Origin of the sequence: Actinopolymorpha pittospori, from assembly GCF_014873875.1 — a bacterium.
GTDB lineage: Bacteria > Actinomycetota > Actinomycetes > Propionibacteriales > Actinopolymorphaceae > Actinopolymorpha > Actinopolymorpha pittospori.
In genome coordinates this window covers 5,162,308-5,181,167 of sequence record NZ_JADBEM010000001.1, presented here as the reverse complement: position 1 = coordinate 5,181,167, position 18,860 = coordinate 5,162,308, and the positions used below count along the sequence as shown (strand labels likewise).

Here is an 18,860-nt window from a genome sequence, read left to right as displayed (position 1 = left end):
CCCCGCGGCCGACGCCCATTGTCGACCACCGCCCGCGCTACCACGCGACCGGCAGGTTGTGGACGCCGTAGATGCTCATGTCCGTTCGCATCCGAACGTCCTCCGGCGCGACGGCGAGCCGAAGTCCGGGGAAGCGCCGGAGCAGTGCGGCATATCCGATCCGCATCTCGATCCGGGCCAACTGCTGTCCCAGACACTGGTGGATGCCGTGGCCGAAGGCCAGGTGTCCCGTGGCCGAGTGGTGGACGTCCAACTCCTCGCCGTTCTCAAAGCGCTCGGGGTCGCGGTTGGCCTCGGAGAGGGAGATCGTCACTGGGTCACCGGCGTGGATCACCCGACCACTGATCTCGACGTCCTCCAACGCCGCCCGCGTGGGACCGAGGTGCACGATGGTGAGGTAGCGAAGGAGTTCCTCGACCGCGTGCTCCATGAGCGACGGGTCGGCGCGCAGGGCCGTCAGCTGGTCAGGATGGCGCAGCAACGCGAACGTGCCGAGGCCGAGCATGTTGGCGGTCGTCTCATGGCCCGCGACCAGCAGGAGCACACCGACTCCGGCCACCTCGTCGTCGTCCAGGTCCGCCCCGGCGAGCAACGTCGTCACCAGGTCGTCCCCGGGCTCGCTCCGCTTCCGCGCGACCAGCTCGTCGAGGTAGTCGCACAGGGCGTCCCGCGCGGCGACCGTCTCGTCGGGAGTCGACTCCAGGCTCAGCAGCCGTCTCGTGTAGCCCTGGAACCGGCCCCGGTCCTCGTACGGGACGCCGAGCAGTTCACAGATCACCAGCGACGGGATGGGCAGCGCGAACTCCGAGACCAGGTCGACCGGCGGACCGTGCCGCTCCATCGCGTCCAGGTGCTCCTCCGTGATCCGCGCGATCCTCGGCTCGAGCTGCCGCATCCGCCGCACGGTGAAGTGGGCCGTCAGCTGCCGCCGGTAGCGGGTGTGCTCCGGCGGGTCCATGCCGAGGAAGAACCCCGGCTGCGCGGGCTCCCTGGTGAGCCCCGTGAGCTTGAACGGCTTGGGCAGGTGCTGCAACTCGTTCTTCCGGCTGAAGCGGGGGTCGGCCAGGATCGTCCGCGCGATCGCGTAGCTCGTGACCAGCCAGCCGGCACGGCCGTCCTGGTATCGCAGTGGGGTGATCGGCTGTTCCTCGCGCAGCTGGGCAAGTTGCTCAGGTGGGTCGAACGGACAGCTTCGGGACATCGGTAGCTCTGGAACCTCGGCCGCAGCGGGCACGGTCTCCGCCATGTCGGCCTCCTTCCGGTGGCGACTGCGCTTCCCCTCCCAGCAAACACCCGACGTCCCAGTTGCAGCAAGTGTAAAAATGCCGTCGGTGAAACGACCTGCGTGGCGACGGCGAGCGTCGGAGCAGCCGCGCGGGTACGCGAACGCGCCGCGAGCCGAGGAGACTCGCGGCGCGTTCACCACCTCCGAGCGCGCGGGGCCAGAGTCGACCCGCGGCACGCTCACCGTTCCGGTTCCGGAGCACCACGTCCGGACCGGAAGGTCCCCGTGTCCCCTGTTCAGCTACCGGTCGCGGCGAACCACGCACCGGCCGGCGACGCCACGAACACGATCGGCGCCAGGCACGGCGACGGGAGCTGCACGGTGTCCCTGATCTTCGAGTCGCCCCTGGCGGTCGCCGGCACGAGCTTGCTCGACACGTTCACCGTCGTGGCCATGCCGTCCTGCGAGGTCACGCAGCTCACGATCGCCATGAACGACGTGGACGGGTTGGTGCCCTGCCGCTCGGGCGGAACCGGCGCCCGGCGCGCGAGCACGAGACCGCGTACGTCGATCTCCAACCGGCCGTCCCCCCGCAACTCCCCCTTGGCCGAACGGATGTCCCACGGCAGGCCGCCGCCCGGGACGCCGCGAATCGCGTTCGTCGCCCCGGTGAACGGCTCTGCCACTCCCACCATTCCGTCGAACTCGAGGACGGTACGTCCGCCTCGCGATGCCGCGTTCGCGGCCGGTGCGGCCAGCAGCAGGGCGAGCAGACCCGCCACCAGCACCGCTGTGCGTCGCCTCATCCTGGTCTCCCTTTCTGGGCGGCTGGAACTGTGTGCTGACCGACACGTCCGACCGCGGGAGATGGTTCAGGGCAATGTCGTGTCGACGGAATGTTGGTCACCGCGAAGGCGGTGCGGCTCGGGAAGGAACGCGGCCAGGACCAGGGCGAGGAGGGGAACGAAGCAGAGAACGGTGAAGACCGCCTGCGTTCCCCGCGCCTGCGCGATGACCCCGAAGACCGGCGCGATGAGGCCACCGATGCTGACGGCCAACCCGAGAGTGACGCCGGACGCGGTACCAGGCCGGGTGGGTAGATAGTCCTGACCGAGCTTGACCAGCACCGAGAACGGGATGTTGACGGCGATCCCCGCGACGACCGCCGCCGCCAGTGCGACGTATGGTCCGGGCGACACCCGCAACAGGACCAGCGCGGGCACGACGACCGCGGTCCCCAGTTGGACGGTGCGGGCGAGGCCTGTGCGGTCGGCGATCCGGCCACCCCACAGGGTCCCGACGACACCGCCCACGAGGAAGCAGGCCAGCGCGACACCCGCGAGTCCAGGGCTCGCGTGCAGGTGGCGGATCCAGTACAGCCCGACGAAGGTGTTGACGCCGAAGAACAACACCGAGCGCACCACCTCGACGCCGGTGAGGACCAGGAACGGCCGCCAGCGATCCGTTCCGTCGCTCGACGTCACGCGGTGGACGTGGGCCTGCGTCCGCTGATGGTGGCGCAGCAGCAGGAACCCGACGACCACCGCGGGCGGGATGAAGAGCGCGGTCGCCCCCACCCCCAGCGACACGAGCGCGGGGGTGGCCAGCACGGGGGCGAGGAAGAAGCCGACGCTGCCGCCCGCGGCGAAGATGCTCATGGCCGAGGTGCTCTCGCCCGCGCGGGCGCGGGCGCCCTTGCCGCCGGCGGGGTGGAACATCGCCACCCCGAGGCCGGAGGCCAGCAGCAGCAGCCAGACCGCCACGTAGCTCGACACCAGGCCGGCGAGTCCAGCCCCGACTCCGGCCAGCGTCACCCCGGCTGCCGCCATCCAGCCGACCTGCCTGCGGTCGACGAGCAACCCGACGAAGGGCTGTGGCAGGGAACTGCCGAGGGTCGCCGCCAGAGTGAGGCCGGAGGCCGCGACGTAGCTGTAGTGACGGTCGAGGACGAAGTACGGAACGCTCGCGGGAACGAGGCCCTGGTAGAGGTCGTCCACGGCGTGCGCCACGGCCCACAGGCGCATCCGCCGCCATGGCGACGTACCCGGAACGACGTCTCCGGCATGGGTTCTTCGCTCCCCGGACTCGACCCGGACGCCGTCGGACGCCGGATCACCAGGCTGGTCGGAATCGGCCACAGTCACTCATGTCTCTCGTCTGGGACAGGCTCGTCCCACCAGCATCGAGGACGACGGCATCGGCCGACCACCGATAGGCTGCATCATTATGTCGATAACCCGCCAACCGCTGCCCGGGTCGAAGCTGCTCCGCCTCACCCACCGGGAGCGCATCGACTGGCACGATCACGCCGAGCACCAGCTCGTCTATCCGAGTAGCGGGATCCTGCGGGTGTCCACCAGCGTCGGGTCCTGGGTCGTGCCGCCGCAGCGGGCCGTGTGGCTGCCGGCCGAGGTGGCACACACCCATCAGGCACACGGCGCGACGCAGATGCGATCCCTGGCGTTTCCCGCCGAGGTCAATCCGCTCGGGCTCATCCAGCCGACGGTCCTGAGCGTGTCCGCGCTCCTGCGCGAGCTGATCGTCGCGCTCACCGACGAGCGGACGCTCACCGCGGACGAGCGCGCCGACCTGCAACGAGTCGCGCTCCGCCAGCTCGCCCCCGCACCGGCGGTGCGCCTTCACCTGCCCCACCCGACCGACGCCCGACTGCGCGACGTGGCGGCGATCCTCGCCGACCATCCGGGCGACGAACGAACCCTCGCCGAACTCGGCCGCGCGGTGGGAGCGGGCGAACGTACCCTCTCCCGACTCTTTCGCCGCGAGACCGGAATGAGCTTCCCGCAGTGGCGGGCCCAGCTTCGGCTGCACCACTCGCTCACCCTGCTGGCCACCGGCCAGTCCGTGACGACGAGCGCCGTCACCTGCGGCTACCGGAACCCGAGTGCCTTCATCGCGGCGTTTCGGGAGGCCTTCGGTACGACGCCGGCCGCCTACCAGCGGCAGCTTCGTCAGCCCTAGCTCGTTGACCCCGGCCACGACTTTCGCGACGTGAGCCAGGAGGAGAGCCTTGTTCGAGGCCGGTTCCTGCCGACCGGGGGCAAACCGCTTCTACAACGTTGACATGACTCGAACCGATTCCTAGCGTGTGGCCGTCCGGGCTCGTTGATCACGAGTCCGGTTTCGTGTCCCTCCTTCCGTTGGACGTCCACGACTGGCGTCCCTGCCGACGAGGTGGCGAGTTCCATGCTGAAACGACGAGTACTTCCAGCCCTGTTGGTCGGCGTACTCGCGCTGCTGTGCGCGCCCGCCACCGGCTTCGCCGCACCACTGCCCAGCGCGCACGACGACGGCGCGGACGCGGCGGTCGTGGGTGGCGCGGACGCGGCGGTCGTGGGTGGCGCGACCAGCGGCGAACCGCTCACCGGTGCCGTCTCGCTGTATCCGCGGGCGATTCGGCTGCAGCACAACGGATCCGCCAACGGGACCATCGTCGCGGCCGTCGTCACCTTCACCGGCCGCGGCGGTGAGGGCGCGATCCTGGAGAGCACCGACGAGGGGCGTAGCTTCCGCCAGGTCGGTGCGATTCCCGCGTCGCAACAGGCCGGTACGCCGGGCCTGTGCTGCGCGAGCATCTACGAGCTTCCGAGCCCGGTCGGTGCACTCCCGGCGGGCACCCTCCTGTGGGCGGGCAGTGTCGGTGCCGACGCCGGAGCCGCGCGTCGGATGACGCAGCGCGTCTGGCAGAGCCAGGACCGCGGACGCACCTGGGCCTACCTGTCCACCTGCGCGGAGTCGCCGGACACCCGCGGCATGTGGGAGCCGGAACTCTCCGTCGACGCGCGTGGCCGCCTCGTCTGCCACTTCGCCGACGAGGCAGCCGGCCCGGCGGGATCGCAACGGCTCGCCCGGCGGGTCTCGACCGACGGCGTGACGTGGGGACCGATCGAGGTCACGGTCCAGAGCCGTCCGGGCGCCTTCCGCCCGGGCATGCCGGTCGTGCGCAGGTTGCCCGACGCTTCCTACCTCATGGTGTACGAGATCTGTGGTGTGCCCGGGCAGTACGACTGCGCCGTCTACTCGCGTACCTCCCCCGACGGCGAGGACTGGGGTGACCCGGCCGAGTCCGGGCAACGCCTGGTCGCCGCGTCGGGTCGCTACTTCACCCACACCCCGACCATCGCGGTCGTACCCCGGCCCAACGGCGACGCGCGCATCGTCCTGGTGGGTCAGCTGCTGCAGGAACCGGACGGACCGATCGCGCCCGGCAACGGCGCGACTCTGATGGTCAACGAACGGTCCGGGCGAGGCCCCTGGTACGAGGTGCCGGCACCGGTCGCCGTACCCGACGCGTACAACAACTACTGCCCCAACTACAGCTCGACACTCGTTCCCTCCCGCGACGGGCGTGACGTTCTGGAGATCGCCACCGCCTACGCCGAGGACGGAGCATGCAAGTCCTACTTCGCCACCGGGCGACTGGGCCCGCGTTCCGCCCGCTAGGTCGTGTCCTCTCCAGCCCGTCGGTACGCCGCCGGGCTGGAGAGGGATCCTGCGCGGCACCGAGATATGCCATCGATCGGCGTCGTCGGCGCGGACCGACGGCACCCGGCGCGGTCGCGGGGTAGAAAGGACCTGTGCCCGACAAGCTGGCCGAGTACCGACGCAAGCGCAGCGCGGAGCGGACGCCCGAACCGATTCCGGCCGAAGGCCCGCTCCCCCACGGCGACGACGACACCTTCGTGATCCAGGAGCACCACGCCCGCCGGCTGCACTGGGACTTCCGCCTCGAACGCGACGGGGTGCTCGTGTCGTGGGCGCTCCCGAAGGGCCTCCCGACCGATCCCAAGAAGAACCACCTCGCCGTCCACACCGAGGACCATCCCCTCGAGTACGCCGCGTTCGCGGGCGAGATCGGCCGCGGCGAGTACGGCGCCGGCACCGTGGAGATCTGGGACCGCGGCACCTACGAGTGCGAGAAGTGGACCGACCGGGAGGTGAAGGTCGTACTCCACGGCACCCGCGCCAACGGACGCTTCGTGGTGATCCGGACCGGTGCCGACAACAACTGGCTCATCCACCGGATGGCCGACACACCGGCACAGAGCGCGCCGGAGCCCGACAGCACCGGCAGCACCGACAGCACCGGAGGCGCCAGGAAGTCCGCCGGTACGAAGAAGGCCGCCGCGAAGAAGACCGGTACGACGAAGAAGAGTGCCGCGAAGAAGGCGGGAGCGAAGTCAGGGGCCGGGAGATCGGGTGGCACCGAACCGATGCCCAGGCTGATCCGGCCGATGCTCGCCACTCTCGGCGAACTCCCTCCGGCCGGCGAGGACGAGAAGTTCGGCTACGAGATGAAGTGGGACGGCCTGCGCGCGGTCGCCTACGCCGACGGCCGCCAGGTCCGGCTCCTCACCCGCAACGACATCGACGTCACCGCGACCTATCCCGAACTCGCTCCGCTGCAGCAGTCGCTGGGCTCCCTGCGGGCGGTGCTCGACGGCGAGATCGTGGCGTTGGACCAGAAGTCCGGGCGGATCTCCTTCGCCGCGCTGCAGGCACGGATGCACGTGCGCAACGCCGCTCAGATCCGCCGCCTCGCCGAGGAGGTGCCCGTCACCTACCTCATCTTCGACCTGCTCCATCTCGACGGGCGCAGCACCCTGAGCCTGCCGTACGACAGGCGTCGTGAGCTCCTCGAGTCACTCGACCTCCGTGGTGAGCACTGGGACACACCCCCGCGTGGACCCGGCCGTGGCGCGGACGCGCTCGCCATCTCCAAGGAGCAGGGCCTCGAAGGCATCATGGCGAAGCGGTTGAGCTCGCACTACGAACCGGGACGGCGTTCCCGCGACTGGGTGAAGGTCAAGCACACCAGGACGCAGGAGGTCGTCGTCGGGGGGTGGCGGCCAGGCAAGGGCCGGCGTACACACACGCTGGGTTCCCTCCTGCTCGGCATCCAGGGACCGGACGGACTGGAGTACGTCGGCCAGGTCGGCACCGGTTTCACCGAGGAGATGCTGGACGACCTGCTGCGCCGACTGCGCCGACTCGAGCGTAGGACCTCGCCGTTCGCCGGAGAGGTGCCCACCCGCGACACCAAGGACGCGCAGTGGGTCACCCCCAAGCTGGTCGGCGAGGTGAGGTTCACCGAGTGGACCCGCGACCACCGGCTCCGGCATCCCGCGTGGCGCGGGCTGCGCCCGGACAAGGCTCCCGAGGACGTCGTTCGGGAGTCCTGAACCCGGGCGCCGCCCGCACCACCCACGGACGGATCGGCATGCGAACCCCTCCGTGGCCTCCCCGCACACCGCCGCGCACACGGATCAGGTGTGTGCGGACGGGTCGTCCCAGTAGTACGCCTCGGGGTCGTAGACAGCAGGGGTCGGGTGCGCCCAGGTGTTGACCATGCCACCGAGTGCCAGCTGTTCGCGGGTCGGGACGTTGCGCAGGGCGCGTTTGTTCATCGTCACCTGCGGATAGTTGGCCACGGTCCCCATGAAGAACGGACCGTGCTCGATGTGCACCTTGATCATCTCCCAGACGATCTTCTGCCGCGCCACACCGTCGACCTCGGCCTTGCCGCGGGCGTAGCCGTCCCACAGTTGGGCGATCGGCCCGCCCGGCTCGGCGTCGATCCGCGGCGGCGTACGCTTCCACGGGTCCACGTTCTGTTCGGTCTTCTCCTCCGGCGTTCCCCGCATCGACCACATCCGGCCGTGCAGGGGTGCCCATCGGGCGGGTTCGATCGGCACGAACCACCAGGGTCCGGTGAGGTGGTCGGGACCGTCACCGACCTCCCAGGAGCTCTGCGCCATCAGCTGGCCGTTGGCCCACTGGTCGCCGAACCCCTCGGGCGCGAGCGGGTTGATCCGGACGGTGAGTCCGATGTCCTCCCAGTTGCGCTTCAGCAGGTTGTTCTTCGTCTCGTGTTCGTTGCTCACGTCCGCGGGTACGTCGATCCGGATCACGAGGTCGCCGCCACCGGGTAGTTCGCGCTTTCCGCTCGCGCCGACGCGGACACCGATCTCGTCCAGCATGCTCTTCGCCCGTGCCGGATCGTAACGGACGTAGGAATCCCGCCACTGGCGGTAGATCTGCCGGCCCTCGTCGCTGCCCTGGTACTCGTTCGCCTTCGGACTGTAGGTCCCCGTCGTCTTCTCGCCGGTGTTGAAGTACACCGCCTTCTGCGCCTCGGCCCGGTCGAACGCGAACGACAACGCCTGCCGGAACTTGGGATTCCGGATGAGCGTCCGCATCTTCTCTTCGGGATAGTCGTAGTTGAAGAAGAAGACCGAACCGGTTCCGGATCCGCTGTCCCAGAGCGAGACGTTCATGTCGTGCCGGTTCTGGGTCCGTTTCATGCCGGAGATGTCGCCGAGACCGATCGGGATGAAGGCGCCGTGGACGTAGTCCACCTTGCCCTCCTGGATCTGCAGCTTGCGCACCTCGGGCTCGGTCACGACGCTGAAGACGAGCGTGTCGACGTAGGGCAGTTGCGCGCCCGCCCTGTCGACACACCAGTAGTAGGGGTTGCGCTCCAACTGAACCCGGCGGCCCTCCTGGTACTCCGTGACACGCCAACCCGTCAACGTCGGGCACTTCGGATCCAGTGCCCAGTTGCTGTGCTGGTCATGCTCCTCGTACCAGTTCTTGGCCGTGACGCTCTTGGTGTACTTCGGGTGCCAGCGCCGCAGATAGTGCTTCGGCAGGAACCAGTCCGTGGTGTTGACACCGTTGGCCAGCAGAGCGGGCGTGAGCGGGGTCGGGCTGTCGAACGTCATCACCAGGGTGAGGTCGTCGGTGGCTTTGAGCTGCATCGGCGTTCCGGCACCGGAGCGTCCGGAGTCACCCGGAAGCGCGGGGTGGACGTCGTTGAGCACGAGGTCCTCCCACCAGTACAACGCGTCGGCACCGGTGAGCGGCTGGCCGTCGGACCACTTCAGACCCTTGCGCAGATGCAGGGTCCAGGCCGTGGCGTCGTCGTTGGACTCCCAGGACTCGACCAGCCCGGGGCCGATGTCGAGGCCGTCGTTGAGCCAGCGCAACGGAGATCGCCCATAGACGTACTCCCCGATGATCCCGCTGTTGGACGCGTCGGTGAGATTGAGCAGAGTCCCGCCGTACTTGCCGTTTCCGCACCATCGGTGGGGTACGACGTAGGGACGCTCCGGCAGACGCTCGTTGAGCGCCGGCAGGCTGCCCGCCTTCACCTGCTGGGCGAGCTGCGGTGACTCCTTGAACTCACGCGGCGGCGCGAGCGGCTTTCCTTCCGAGCCCTTGCTCGCCGCAGCGGTCTTGTTGTCGTTGGTCGTTCCTTGCTGGGCAGGCTTCTCGTTCGAACTGCACGCACCGATGACGGTCATCGCTGCGGTGACGGCAGATGCGTACAGCAGTGTGCGCCTGCTGAGGCTGGGTTGGCTCGGCATCAGGGCCTCCCTCGACGGGTGCCCGGATTATTGGTGCAGTTTCCCTGCGATTCAAGGCGTTCTCAGGTCACTGTCACCTGTCCCCGTGTGCGGTGTCACTAGTCGGCCAAGCCGGCGCGCACGTCCCCACCTCGACGGTCGCCCGCGTCCGACTCGAGAGCCGGTGGAAGGCGGCGTCCGCCCAGCTGTTGAAGGTTGATGCGGATGAGCTGCGCCGACCGGCCGGCGTCGCACACCTGAAACTCCCTCGCCCTGCGTTCAATCTCGTGCCCCTCGGTGACCAGCTCGGCCTGGCCGATGCCGGTGACGTTCCAGCCCTCTCGCAGGTCGGCCGCGACGTCGTCGACCTCGAACGCCACGATGGCATTGTCCACCGTCTGGGCGAGCTCGGAGCCCGACTCGGTGAGGATCAGGATGACGCAGCAGTCGAGCACGTACCGCACGGGTTCGACGGCGGGCAACGAGTTCCTGGTGAAGACGACTCGGCCCACGTGCGCTGCCTTGAGCAGCTCAAGGCATTCGGAACGGTCGAGTACCTGGGGTTCGCGTCGGTCACACATGGCGTCACCTGTGTCGGGGGCTCCGGTCCGAATGAGTGCCCTCGTTGGCGGACTCGGAGGTATGAGGGTCGGGGAGCTGCCACCAGGTGGTGGTGTTGGGGGGGATGGTGTGGGGGTTGTGGGGGGTGGGGTGGGTGGTGAGGAGGGGTTGGGCGTGGGGGTGGGGGTTGGGGAGGGGGTGGTTGGTGGTGTTGGTGGTGCAGGCGAAGTGGGTTCCTCGGGTGAAGGTGAGGAGTCCGGGGTGGGTGGTGGGGGTCCAGGTGAGGGTGGTGGTGGTGAGGTCGGGGTGGTTGGTGCGGATGGTGAGGGCTTGTTGGTAGAGGTGGAGGGTGGAGGTGGTGGTGGCTTGTTGGGTTTCGACGGCGAGTTCGGTCCAGGTGGTGGGTTGGGGTAGCCAGGGTGGTGTGGTGGTGGTGGGTGGGGAGAAGCCGTGGTGGTGGGGGTTGTTGGCCCAGGGGAGGGGGACGCGGCAGCCGTCGCGGCCGCGGCGGGCGCCGTTGCTGCGGTGGTACATGGGGTCTTTGAGGACGGTGAGGGGGAGGTCGACGACTTCGGGGAGGCCGAGTTCTTCGCCTTGGTAGAGGTAGGTGGCGCCGGGGAGGGCGAGCATGAGGGCGGCGGCGGCGCGGGCGCGTGCCACGCCCAGGGTGGTGTCGCCGGGAGTGGCGCCGGGTTGGCCGCCGGCGTAGCGGGTGACGGCGCGGGGCATGTCGTGGTTGTTGAGGACCCAGGTGACTCCGCCGTTGGTGCCTGCGGTCGCTGTGAGTCCTTGGTCGATGGTGGCGTGCAGGGTGGTGGCGTCGAAGTCGGCGTGGAGGAAGGGGAAGTAGAAGGTTTGGTGGAGTTCGTCGTCGCGTTGGTAGTCGGCCACGGCGCTGGCATCCAGGAGGCCGACTTCGCCGATGAGGACGCGTTGGCGTCCGTCCAGGGCGGTGTAGGAGTCGGCCAGGGCGCGCCAGGTGCGCCAGACCTGGTGGACGGCGGGCTGGTTCCAGGCGTGGGGGTTTTGGGGGTGGCCGCTTAGTTCGTCGTCGGCGGCGTGGGGGTGGTCGGGCAGGCCGGGGGCTTTGTGCAGGCCGTGGGCGACGTCGATACGGAATCCGTCCACGCCCCGGTCGAACCAGAAGCCGAGGACTTTCTCGAAGTGGGGTCCCACCTCGGGGTGGTCCCAGTTGAAGTCGGGTTGTTCGGCGGCGAAGGTGTGCAGGTACCACTGGCCTGGGGTGCCGTCGGGTTCGGCGACCCGTGCCCAGGCGGGGCCTCCGAAGATGGACCGCCAGTTGTTCGGGGGCAGTTCCCCGCCCTGTCCGCGCCCGTCGGCGAAGTGGAACCGGGCCCGTTCAGGGCTGCCTGCTGGTGCGGCGAGTGCGTCCTGGAACCAGGGGTGGGAGATGGAGCAGTGGTTGGGGATCACATCGATGATCACCCGCAGCCCCAGGGCGTGGGCCTTGTCGACCAGCCGGTCGAAGCATTCCAGGTTCCCATACGCCGGGTCGACCGCGCAGTAGTCACTGACGTCATAGCCATGGTCATGACCGGGCGAGGGGTAGAACGGGTTCAACCACAACCCGTCCACACCCAACTCCGCCAGATACGGCAACTTCGCCATCACACCAGCAAGATCACCAACCCCGTCCCCATCAGAGTCATGGAAACTCCGCACATACACCTGATACACCACCCCACGACGCCACCACGCACCATCAGACCCAGCAACAACAGCCGGACGGGACGGCGACGCGGAGTAGAGGGCGGAGGGCTCGGGCGCCACAGCGTGGCTCGGTGCGAGTGGAGCGGTGTCCGGGAGGACCGCGACCGCAGTGGTCGAGGCGGTGGGGACGGCGGTGGGAACAGCGGTGGGCACCGCCGACGTCGAGGAGTTCGAGGCGACTAGCCGGCGCTGGGACCGCTTGGAGTTCCGCGGACGCGTCGGTCGCACGACCTTCGGGCCCGTCACGAGGTCGGCGTGCTCGAGAGGAGTGGCGGTCCTGGCGGTGCCGCGGGAGGTCATCTCTTGACCGGGCATTCTCGGATCGAACCCCTTCCAGCACGCAAGCGTTTCGGCGTACTTGCAGCCTCGCCCTTCGAGGGGTCCCGAGGCGTCACGGCAGACCGGCATTCCTCAGGGAGGCCCTCTGGCACGTTCGGATACCGGCTAGCTGGTAGTCAGGGCAGCGGACTGTCCGGAGCGGGAGAAATGCCGGGAAGGTGCGGGCGAAGAATGCCCGGAAAGCGAGTGTCGGGTGCCTGGTGACCAGGGACCTTTGGCGGGCGACGGGACCGGTTGGACCTGCCCACGCCTCAGCGGTTGGCGAGTGGAAGCTCGACCCGGAGTTCGGTGCCCTCGCCCACCTGACTGGTGATCGCGAGGGTTCCCCCGAGTGCCTCCACCCGGTCGGTGAGCCCGACCAGGCCAGAACCACGGTCGGTGTTGACTCCACCGGCACCGTCGTCGCGGATGGACAGGTACAGCCATCCCTCGCGTACGTACGCCGTGACCTCGACCCCCGACGCCCGGGCGTGCTTCACGGCGTTCGTCAGCGCCTCCGCGACCACGTAGTAGGCGGCGACCTCCACCTGCTGCGGCAACCTCGTCTTGACGCGGACGTCGACCTCGACCGGTATCGCGGCGCGCCGCGCCAGCGCCCGTAGGGCGGGCTCCAGGCCGGCCTCGGAGAGGATCGCTGGGTGGATGCCGCGCGCCACCTCCCGTAGCTCCTCGAGGGTTCCGGTCAGTCCTCCCGCGACCTCAGCCAGTTCCTCGCCCAGTTCTGGGCGGTCGGTCGGCAGTTCGGCCTCGATACCTCGCAGGTCGAGCACGAGGGACACCAGCCGCTGCTGCACACCGTCGTGCAGGTCACGTTCGATGCGGCGGCGGGTCTGGTCGGCCGCGGTCACCACACGGGCCCGGGAGGCGGCGAGGTCGGCGCGGGCCTGGGTGTTGGCGATCGTGAGCGCGACCAACTCGGTGAAGTCGGCGAACCGGGCCTCGGTGTCCGGTGGGAGCGGGTCGTCCTTCGTCGAGAACGCCGTGAGCACGCCCCAGAGTCGCCCCTCCACCTCGACCGGGGCGCCGACCGCCGAGCTGACTCGCGGCTCGTGCGTACGGTCCTCGTCGGCCACCGCGTCGCAGACCCCGTCCCCACCCGCGTTGGCTGGACTGGCGTCGCGGTCGAAGCGGGTGTGCCGCCCGCTCCTTCGTACGTGGTAGATGATGTCGCGCCCGTCCCTCCACAGGCGGTCGCGGTCGGCGATCTCGGCGACAGCCTGGCCCCATTCGGCCAGGACGGTGGCCGAGCCGTCGACCTCGTAGCGCAGCATCCGGGTCCCGTCGGCACCGACCACGCTGCCCGCCTCCTGGGTCACGGCCTGAAACACCGTGCTCCCTGGAACCGCGCGCGCGACCAGGGTGGCAAGCCGGCGTAGCGCCGCCTGTTCGTCGACGAGACGAGCCAGTTCGTCCCGGTTCTGCTCCAGCGAACTCCCCATCGTGTTGAAGGACCGCTCCAACTCCTTGATCTCCCCCGCTCCCGTTTCCGGCATCCGGGTGCTGAGATCTCCACCGGCGAGCCTGCCCGCCATCGCGGCGGCCCGGCGGATCGGTTGCACGATCGCGCGCGTCAGGTAGATGGCGAACAACGCGACGAGGAGCGCCGACCCCACGACCCCGACGAGGCCCGCGATGGTGGCTCGACGAGCGGCCGACTCCGCCACCTGCTCGCGGGACATTCCGACCTGGCGCGCACCGGAGATGAGCCGGTCGAACTCCGTGCGGAGTGCGTCCGCGCGTTGTCTCCCCTCGTTCGCCTCCACCTGACTACGTGCCGCGGCCTCGTCCCTGCTCGCGAGCTGGACCAGCGGAATCGAGTAGTCCTGGATGTAGGACTGGGCGGAACGCACGATCCGCCGCGCTTGCACCTGCTCCTGCGGAGTGATGGCGAGCTGTTCGAACTGTCTGCTCTCCCGCGGGAACGCCGCGCGAGCCTCCTGCCAGGGCGCGAGGAACGACCGGTCGCCGGTCAGGACGTAGCCGCGCTCCCCCACCTCGATGTCGACCAGCAGCCGCTGGTACTCGTTCGCGCTGGCGAGCAGTTGCTGGGACCGCATGGACAGTTGCGCGGCGGACTGCAGGTCCGAGACCGCGTACACGAGTACACCGAACGCAGAACCCACCAGCACGGCGAGTACCGCGCTGGCGACCGTCATCCGGAATGTGAGACCCCTACGCACCCTCGGCTCCGGTGCACGTCGCGCGGCCGGACCGGGCGCCTTTTCGAACCGCGGCTAGGCTGAACGCGTATCCGAGTGCGACTTCCGGCGGCCAGGCCCAAAGACCGCCTTCGAGTCGCCCAGGCACGGGAACCTCGAGCGGCGAAGGCACGGCCGATATCTTGACCACGGAAGGCACGAACCAGCACATCTCCGAGCACAGTCCAGCCGACGTCGAAGCGGGCCGTGGCAGGGTGGTCCTCGCCGACGACGATCTGTTGCTACGGGAGAGCATGTCGAGCCTGCTCGAGCGGGTGGGGTTCGCTGTGTTGGGGCAGGCTGGCGACGCGTCGCACCTTCTCACCCTGGTCCGTGAAATCATCCCTGACCTGGTCATCGTCGACATCCGGATGCCGCCCGACCACGCCATGGAAGGGCTGGAAGCAGCACGGGCCATCCGCGCGGAGTTTCCCCAGATCGGCATCCTCGTGCTCTCAGCGTATGTCGAGACCGAACATGCGACCGAACTGCTCGCCAGCGGCCGAGGAATCGGCTATCTGCTCAAGAGTCGCGTCACCGACGTGACAGAGTTCGCGGAGACCCTGGAACGCATCGCCAAGGGCGCGTCTGTGGTCGATCCGGCCCTGGTCCACGAACTCGTGGCGGCGCAACGCCGAAACGATCCGCTCAGCGCTCTCAGTCTGCGTGAGCGCGAAGTACTCAGTCTGATGGCGGAGGGACGGTCGAACGCCGGAATAGCCAGGCATCTGTGGGTAACAGAGGGAACCGTCGAAAAGCACGTCCAGCACATTCTGACCAAACTCCAGCTTCCCGACACCGGAGACGACCACCGCCGAGTGCTCGCGGTCATCCGGTTCCTGGAGGGCACCGGCTGAGTGTTCGACGGCGCATTGGCGCCTCGAAAGGGTCCGCGGACGTGGAAGGGCGAATCAGGCCCGTGCGCCGCCTGCCGGCTGACCACCGTGCAGCAGCGACTCGATCGCGCCGGCGCCCAGCGCGGACTTGTCGAGGAAACCCAGCACCGGGCTCGCTTCCACGAGTTCGGCGAAGTCGTCCACACTGTGGCTCGAGATCAGGATGATTCCACCCTCGTCACCCGGGCCGGTCGACTGTCCCGCCTCGTTCAGTCGCCGGGCGAGGTCGATGCCGCTCTCGTCACCCAGATTGATGTCGATCAAGGTGACGTCCGGCTGCAGCTCCGCCACCTGGGCGAGCGCCTCCTCACCGGTGCGGGCGACGCCGACGACCGCGATCCCCTCGCGTTCGAGGAGGGCGCGGGCAGCCCGCAGGTAGCGAGGGCTGTCGTCGATCAGAAGGCACCGCATGTACTTCAGAATTGCAGAACCTTACGCCGTACACATGCCCGCTACCACGAAGAACGCCATCCCAGTCGGCAGCAACCCGAGCTTGCGTTTCCCTCCACCCGCGGACTCTTCGCCCCCGAACGTCCGGACCGTACCGGATGTCGTGACTCGTGGTCTGGACCGCGCTGGGCCTCGTCGCACTCTTTGACCACGGCTGGCCAGGTGCAGCGCGCGGTCCGGCTGGGTAGGCGTGTCCACAGGCGCCGGCGTAAGGGAGGACAGCGATGACCGAGGTGTCGCAGCCGATCGCCGCCCCCGTCGAGAAGGTGTGGGGCGTGTTGGCCGACGGTTGGACGTACGCCGCGTGGCTGGTCGGCGCGTCCCACATCCGCTCGGTCGATCCGGGCTGGCCGGCGGTCGGCTCCAAAATCCACCACAGCGTCGGCTCCTGGCCGTTCGTTCTCGACGACGTCACCGCCGTCGTCGTGATGGAGCCGACCCGGATGCTGGAGCTCGAGGCCCGGATGTGGCCGGTCGGTACCGCACAGGTGCGGTTGACGCTCCAGCCGCTGGGAAGTGACCGGACGGAGGTCCGGATGGAGGAGGACCTCGTCGACGGCCCGGCGCGGCAGCTGCCGAAACGGGTGCAGGGGATGTTCTTCGACCCACGCAACAAGGAGTCGCTGCGCCGACTGGCCGACCACGTCGAGGGGCGCCACCGCACCCACGCGCGGCAGAGCTAGTTCTCGTCGAACTCGTCGTAGCTGAGGGCCGGGTCGGGCTCCTCCTCGGCGAGGCGTTCGTCGAGGGTCTCCCCGCGTTCTTCCTCCTCGGCCGTCCGGCGATGGAGGGTGTCCGCGGAGAGCCTGTCCGGCGGCTCGAACTCGGTGGTCTCGGACTCCGGCAGCAACTCGTCGGTGCCCAGCATCTCGTAGCCGGTCTCACCCGTGAGATCGCGGGCCTTCTCGACGTCTGGCTCGAGGATCACCTCGTCCGGCTCGGAGTCGGCCGGCACGTCCGGGATGTCGGAGTCCGGCAGGCCGAGTTCGTCGTCCTCGGAGGGGCGGAAGCCGGGCTCGGGGATGTCGGAGTCGGGGATGTCGGGCGTGGATGTCGTCCGTCCTGGGGTGTCGGGACCAGTCACGGTGTCCTCCCTGTCATCGCGGATCGCTCACGCGTGAGCCTGGCGGCGGCGACCGCGAGCTGCGTGACCCGGCAACCGCGGCCGCGACGTCCTACCCACTCTCCGACCGTACTTCGCGGCGGGCCCTACGTCGCCGCACCGCGGCGCCACGGCGTGCCGCCGGTGACCGCCCACCACGGGATCGACGCGGCGCGACACCGGCGCATGACCAGATCCGGTCGTCATCCCTCTCTTGACGGCGACGTGCGGACCCGGCGAACGTGGAGAACACGTCCTCTACACCGCATTGGGTACATGTGATCGAACGAGCATGGCACCGCGGTGACAAAGCGCGCCTTGGTCGGGCAGCGGTCGAACGTAGGAGAGAGCCGGATGCCTGAACTCAGCACGGATGTGCTCATCGTCGGCGGTGGCCTCGGTGGCGTCGCCGCTGCCCTCGCGGTCTGCCGGAGTGGACGTCGCGCCATCCTCACCGAAGAGACGGACTGGGTGGGCGGACAGTCGACGAGTCAGGCGGTGCCGCCGGACGAGAACCCGTGGATCGAGCAGTTCGGCGCCACGGCCTCCTACCGCGAACTGCGCGAGGGCATCCGCGCCTACTACCGACGGCACTATCCCCTGCGGACGAGAGCCGCCCGCACGCCCTGGCTCAACCCGGGCGCCGGCCGGGTCAGCAAGCTGTGTCACGAGCCCCGCGTCGCGCTCGCGGTCCTCGAGGCGATGCTCGCACCCCACCAGGCGGCCGGCCGCCTCACCGTCCTGCTGGAGACCACCGCGGTGGCCGCGCACTCCGACGGGGACCGGGTGCGGGCCGTCGAGTTGCTGGACGGTCGCACCGGCCGACAACTCACGGTCAGCGCACCGTACGTGGTGGACGCGACCGAGCGAGGCGACCTGCTGGCGTTGACGGCGACGGAGTACGTCACCGGCGCCGAGGCGCAGTCGGAGTACGACGAACCGCACGCCCCGGCGCAGGCGGCACCGCAGAACCAGCAGGGCTTCACGTTCTGCTTCGCCCTCGACCATCGCGCCGGCGAGGACCACACCATCGACCGGCCGAAGACCTACGACTTCTGGCGCGAGTATCGACCAGACTTCTGGCCCGGTCCGCTGCTCGGGCTCGTCGCACCGCATCCGCGCACACTCGAACCCGTCCCGCGCACCTTCACACCCAACCCGGACGACGACCCGATGGAGGTCACCGCCGACCAGAGCAAGGACGGCGGCGACCTGGAACTCTGGCTGTTCCGCCGCATCCTCGCCCGAGGCATGCACGAACCGGGCAGCTTCGACTCCGACATCACCCTGGTCAACTGGCCGATGAACGACTACTGGCTCGGCAACGTGGTCGACGTGGACGAGACGACCGTCAACGCCAGCCTGACGGCAGCCCGCGAGCTGAGTTTCTCGTTGCTGTACTGGCTGCAGACCGAGGCACCACGCCCCGACGGGGGCACCGGCTGGCCCGGGCTCCGGTTGCGCGGCGACGTCACGGGCTCGCCGGACGGACTCGCGAAGGCGCCCTACATCCGCGAGTCCCGGCGAATCCGCGCACTCACGACGGTCACCGAGAACGACGTGTCGCTGGAGGTGCTGGGGCCCTACGGCCGGGTGCGACGTAGCGACTCGGTGGGAATCGGCAGCTACCACCTGGACCTGCACCCGAGTACCGGCGGAGACACCTACATCGACCTGGAGAGCGTGCCGTTCGAGATCCCACTCGGCGCGCTGATCCCGACCAGGGTGCGCAACCTGCTGCCGGCGGCGAAGAACCTCGGCACCACCCACATCAGCAACGGATCGTTCCGCCTGCACCCCGTCGAGTGGAACATCGGCGAGGCCGCCGGGCACCTCGCCGCACACTGCCTGGCAACCGGGAGCGAGCCGCACCAGGTACATCGTGACGCGGAGCGCTTCGAGGACTTCGCCCGCGTCCTCGACCACGCCGGCGTCGAACGACACTGGCCCGACATCCGGGGGTACTGACCTACCGACCTCCCTCCCGTTCGT

Annotated in this window: 15 protein-coding genes; 6 read left to right on the top strand and 9 right to left on the bottom strand. The window is 69.1% G+C overall.

The features are described 5' to 3' along the window. Positions 1–37: 37 nt before the first annotated feature. The 3 genes from HEB94_RS24390 to HEB94_RS53700 form a co-directional block, all read right to left on the bottom strand. Complete coding sequence (locus HEB94_RS24390) at positions 38–1,246, bottom strand: cytochrome P450 (protein ID WP_192752045.1); 1,209 nt, start codon at positions 1,244–1,246, stop codon at positions 38–40. 275 nt (positions 1,247–1,521) lie between these two features. Next, entirely contained in the window at positions 1,522–2,031 is a 510-nt protein-coding gene (locus tag HEB94_RS24385) for a hypothetical protein (RefSeq protein ID WP_192752044.1), read from the bottom strand. Positions 2,032–2,097: 66 nt separating this feature from the next. Further along, a complete protein-coding gene (locus HEB94_RS53700) occupies positions 2,098–3,363 on the bottom strand; it encodes an MFS transporter (protein ID WP_202896518.1) in 1,266 nt (421 codons plus the stop codon). An 88-nt stretch (positions 3,364–3,451) separates the two neighbouring features. Here HEB94_RS53700 and HEB94_RS24375 point away from each other — a divergent pair, with 88 nt between their 5' ends. From HEB94_RS24375 to ligD, 3 genes are all read left to right on the top strand, one after another. Beyond that, the gene (locus HEB94_RS24375) at positions 3,452–4,204 is read left to right on the top strand and encodes an AraC family transcriptional regulator (RefSeq protein WP_192752042.1); all 753 of its coding nucleotides are present in this window, start codon (positions 3,452–3,454) and stop codon (positions 4,202–4,204) included. Between the two features lie 225 nt (positions 4,205–4,429). Beyond that, positions 4,430–5,686 (top strand): sialidase family protein, encoded by a 1,257-nt coding sequence (locus tag HEB94_RS24370; RefSeq protein ID WP_192752041.1) that lies wholly within the window; start codon positions 4,430–4,432, stop codon positions 5,684–5,686. Between the two features lie 134 nt (positions 5,687–5,820). Continuing rightward, entirely contained in the window at positions 5,821–7,425 is a 1,605-nt protein-coding gene (gene ligD, locus HEB94_RS50975) for a non-homologous end-joining DNA ligase (protein ID WP_192752040.1), read from the top strand. A gap of 84 nt (positions 7,426–7,509) precedes the next feature. On the opposite strand, the gene HEB94_RS24360 is transcribed toward ligD, so the two are convergent. The 4 genes from HEB94_RS24360 to HEB94_RS24345 all read right to left on the bottom strand — a co-directional run bounded on the left by HEB94_RS24360 (position 7,510) and on the right by HEB94_RS24345 (position 14,378). Next, positions 7,510–9,612, bottom strand: coding sequence for an ABC transporter substrate-binding protein (locus tag HEB94_RS24360; protein ID WP_192752039.1), 2,103 nt, complete (start codon positions 9,610–9,612; stop codon positions 7,510–7,512). A gap of 98 nt (positions 9,613–9,710) precedes the next feature. After that, positions 9,711–10,172 (bottom strand): pyridoxamine 5'-phosphate oxidase family protein, encoded by a 462-nt coding sequence (locus tag HEB94_RS24355; RefSeq protein WP_192752038.1) that lies wholly within the window; start codon positions 10,170–10,172, stop codon positions 9,711–9,713. A gap of 4 nt (positions 10,173–10,176) precedes the next feature. Continuing rightward, positions 10,177–11,835 (bottom strand): alpha-amylase family glycosyl hydrolase, encoded by a 1,659-nt coding sequence (locus tag HEB94_RS24350; protein ID WP_337918551.1) that lies wholly within the window; start codon positions 11,833–11,835, stop codon positions 10,177–10,179. 638 nt (positions 11,836–12,473) lie between these two features. After that, positions 12,474–14,378 (bottom strand): CHASE3 domain-containing protein, encoded by a 1,905-nt coding sequence (locus HEB94_RS24345; RefSeq protein ID WP_192752037.1) that lies wholly within the window; start codon positions 14,376–14,378, stop codon positions 12,474–12,476. A 185-nt stretch (positions 14,379–14,563) separates the two neighbouring features. Between HEB94_RS24345 and HEB94_RS24340 the strand changes: the two genes are divergently transcribed. Then, positions 14,564–15,277 carry a response regulator gene (locus HEB94_RS24340; protein ID WP_238361611.1) on the top strand — a complete coding sequence of 238 codons (714 nt, stop codon included), beginning with the start codon at positions 14,564–14,566 and terminating at the stop codon, positions 15,275–15,277. Positions 15,278–15,331: 54 nt separating this feature from the next. Here HEB94_RS24340 and HEB94_RS24335 read toward each other — a convergent pair whose 3' ends face one another. Further along, positions 15,332–15,727: a response regulator gene (locus HEB94_RS24335; RefSeq protein ID WP_192752036.1), complete on the bottom strand. Its 396-nt coding sequence runs from the start codon at positions 15,725–15,727 to the stop codon at positions 15,332–15,334. A gap of 263 nt (positions 15,728–15,990) precedes the next feature. Between HEB94_RS24335 and HEB94_RS24330 the strand changes: the two genes are divergently transcribed. Beyond that, positions 15,991–16,449 carry an SRPBCC family protein gene (locus HEB94_RS24330; RefSeq protein ID WP_192752035.1) on the top strand — a complete coding sequence of 153 codons (459 nt, stop codon included), beginning with the start codon at positions 15,991–15,993 and terminating at the stop codon, positions 16,447–16,449. On the opposite strand, the gene HEB94_RS24325 is transcribed toward HEB94_RS24330, so the two are convergent. After that, positions 16,446–16,850, bottom strand: coding sequence for a hypothetical protein (locus tag HEB94_RS24325; protein WP_192757204.1), 405 nt, complete (start codon positions 16,848–16,850; stop codon positions 16,446–16,448). The genes HEB94_RS24330 and HEB94_RS24325 overlap by 4 nt on opposite strands. A gap of 372 nt (positions 16,851–17,222) precedes the next feature. On the opposite strand from HEB94_RS24325, the gene HEB94_RS24320 reads away from it, so the two are divergent. Then, the gene (locus HEB94_RS24320) at positions 17,223–18,836 is read left to right on the top strand and encodes an FAD-dependent oxidoreductase (RefSeq protein WP_192752034.1); all 1,614 of its coding nucleotides are present in this window, start codon (positions 17,223–17,225) and stop codon (positions 18,834–18,836) included. Positions 18,837–18,860: the final 24 nt, after the last annotated feature.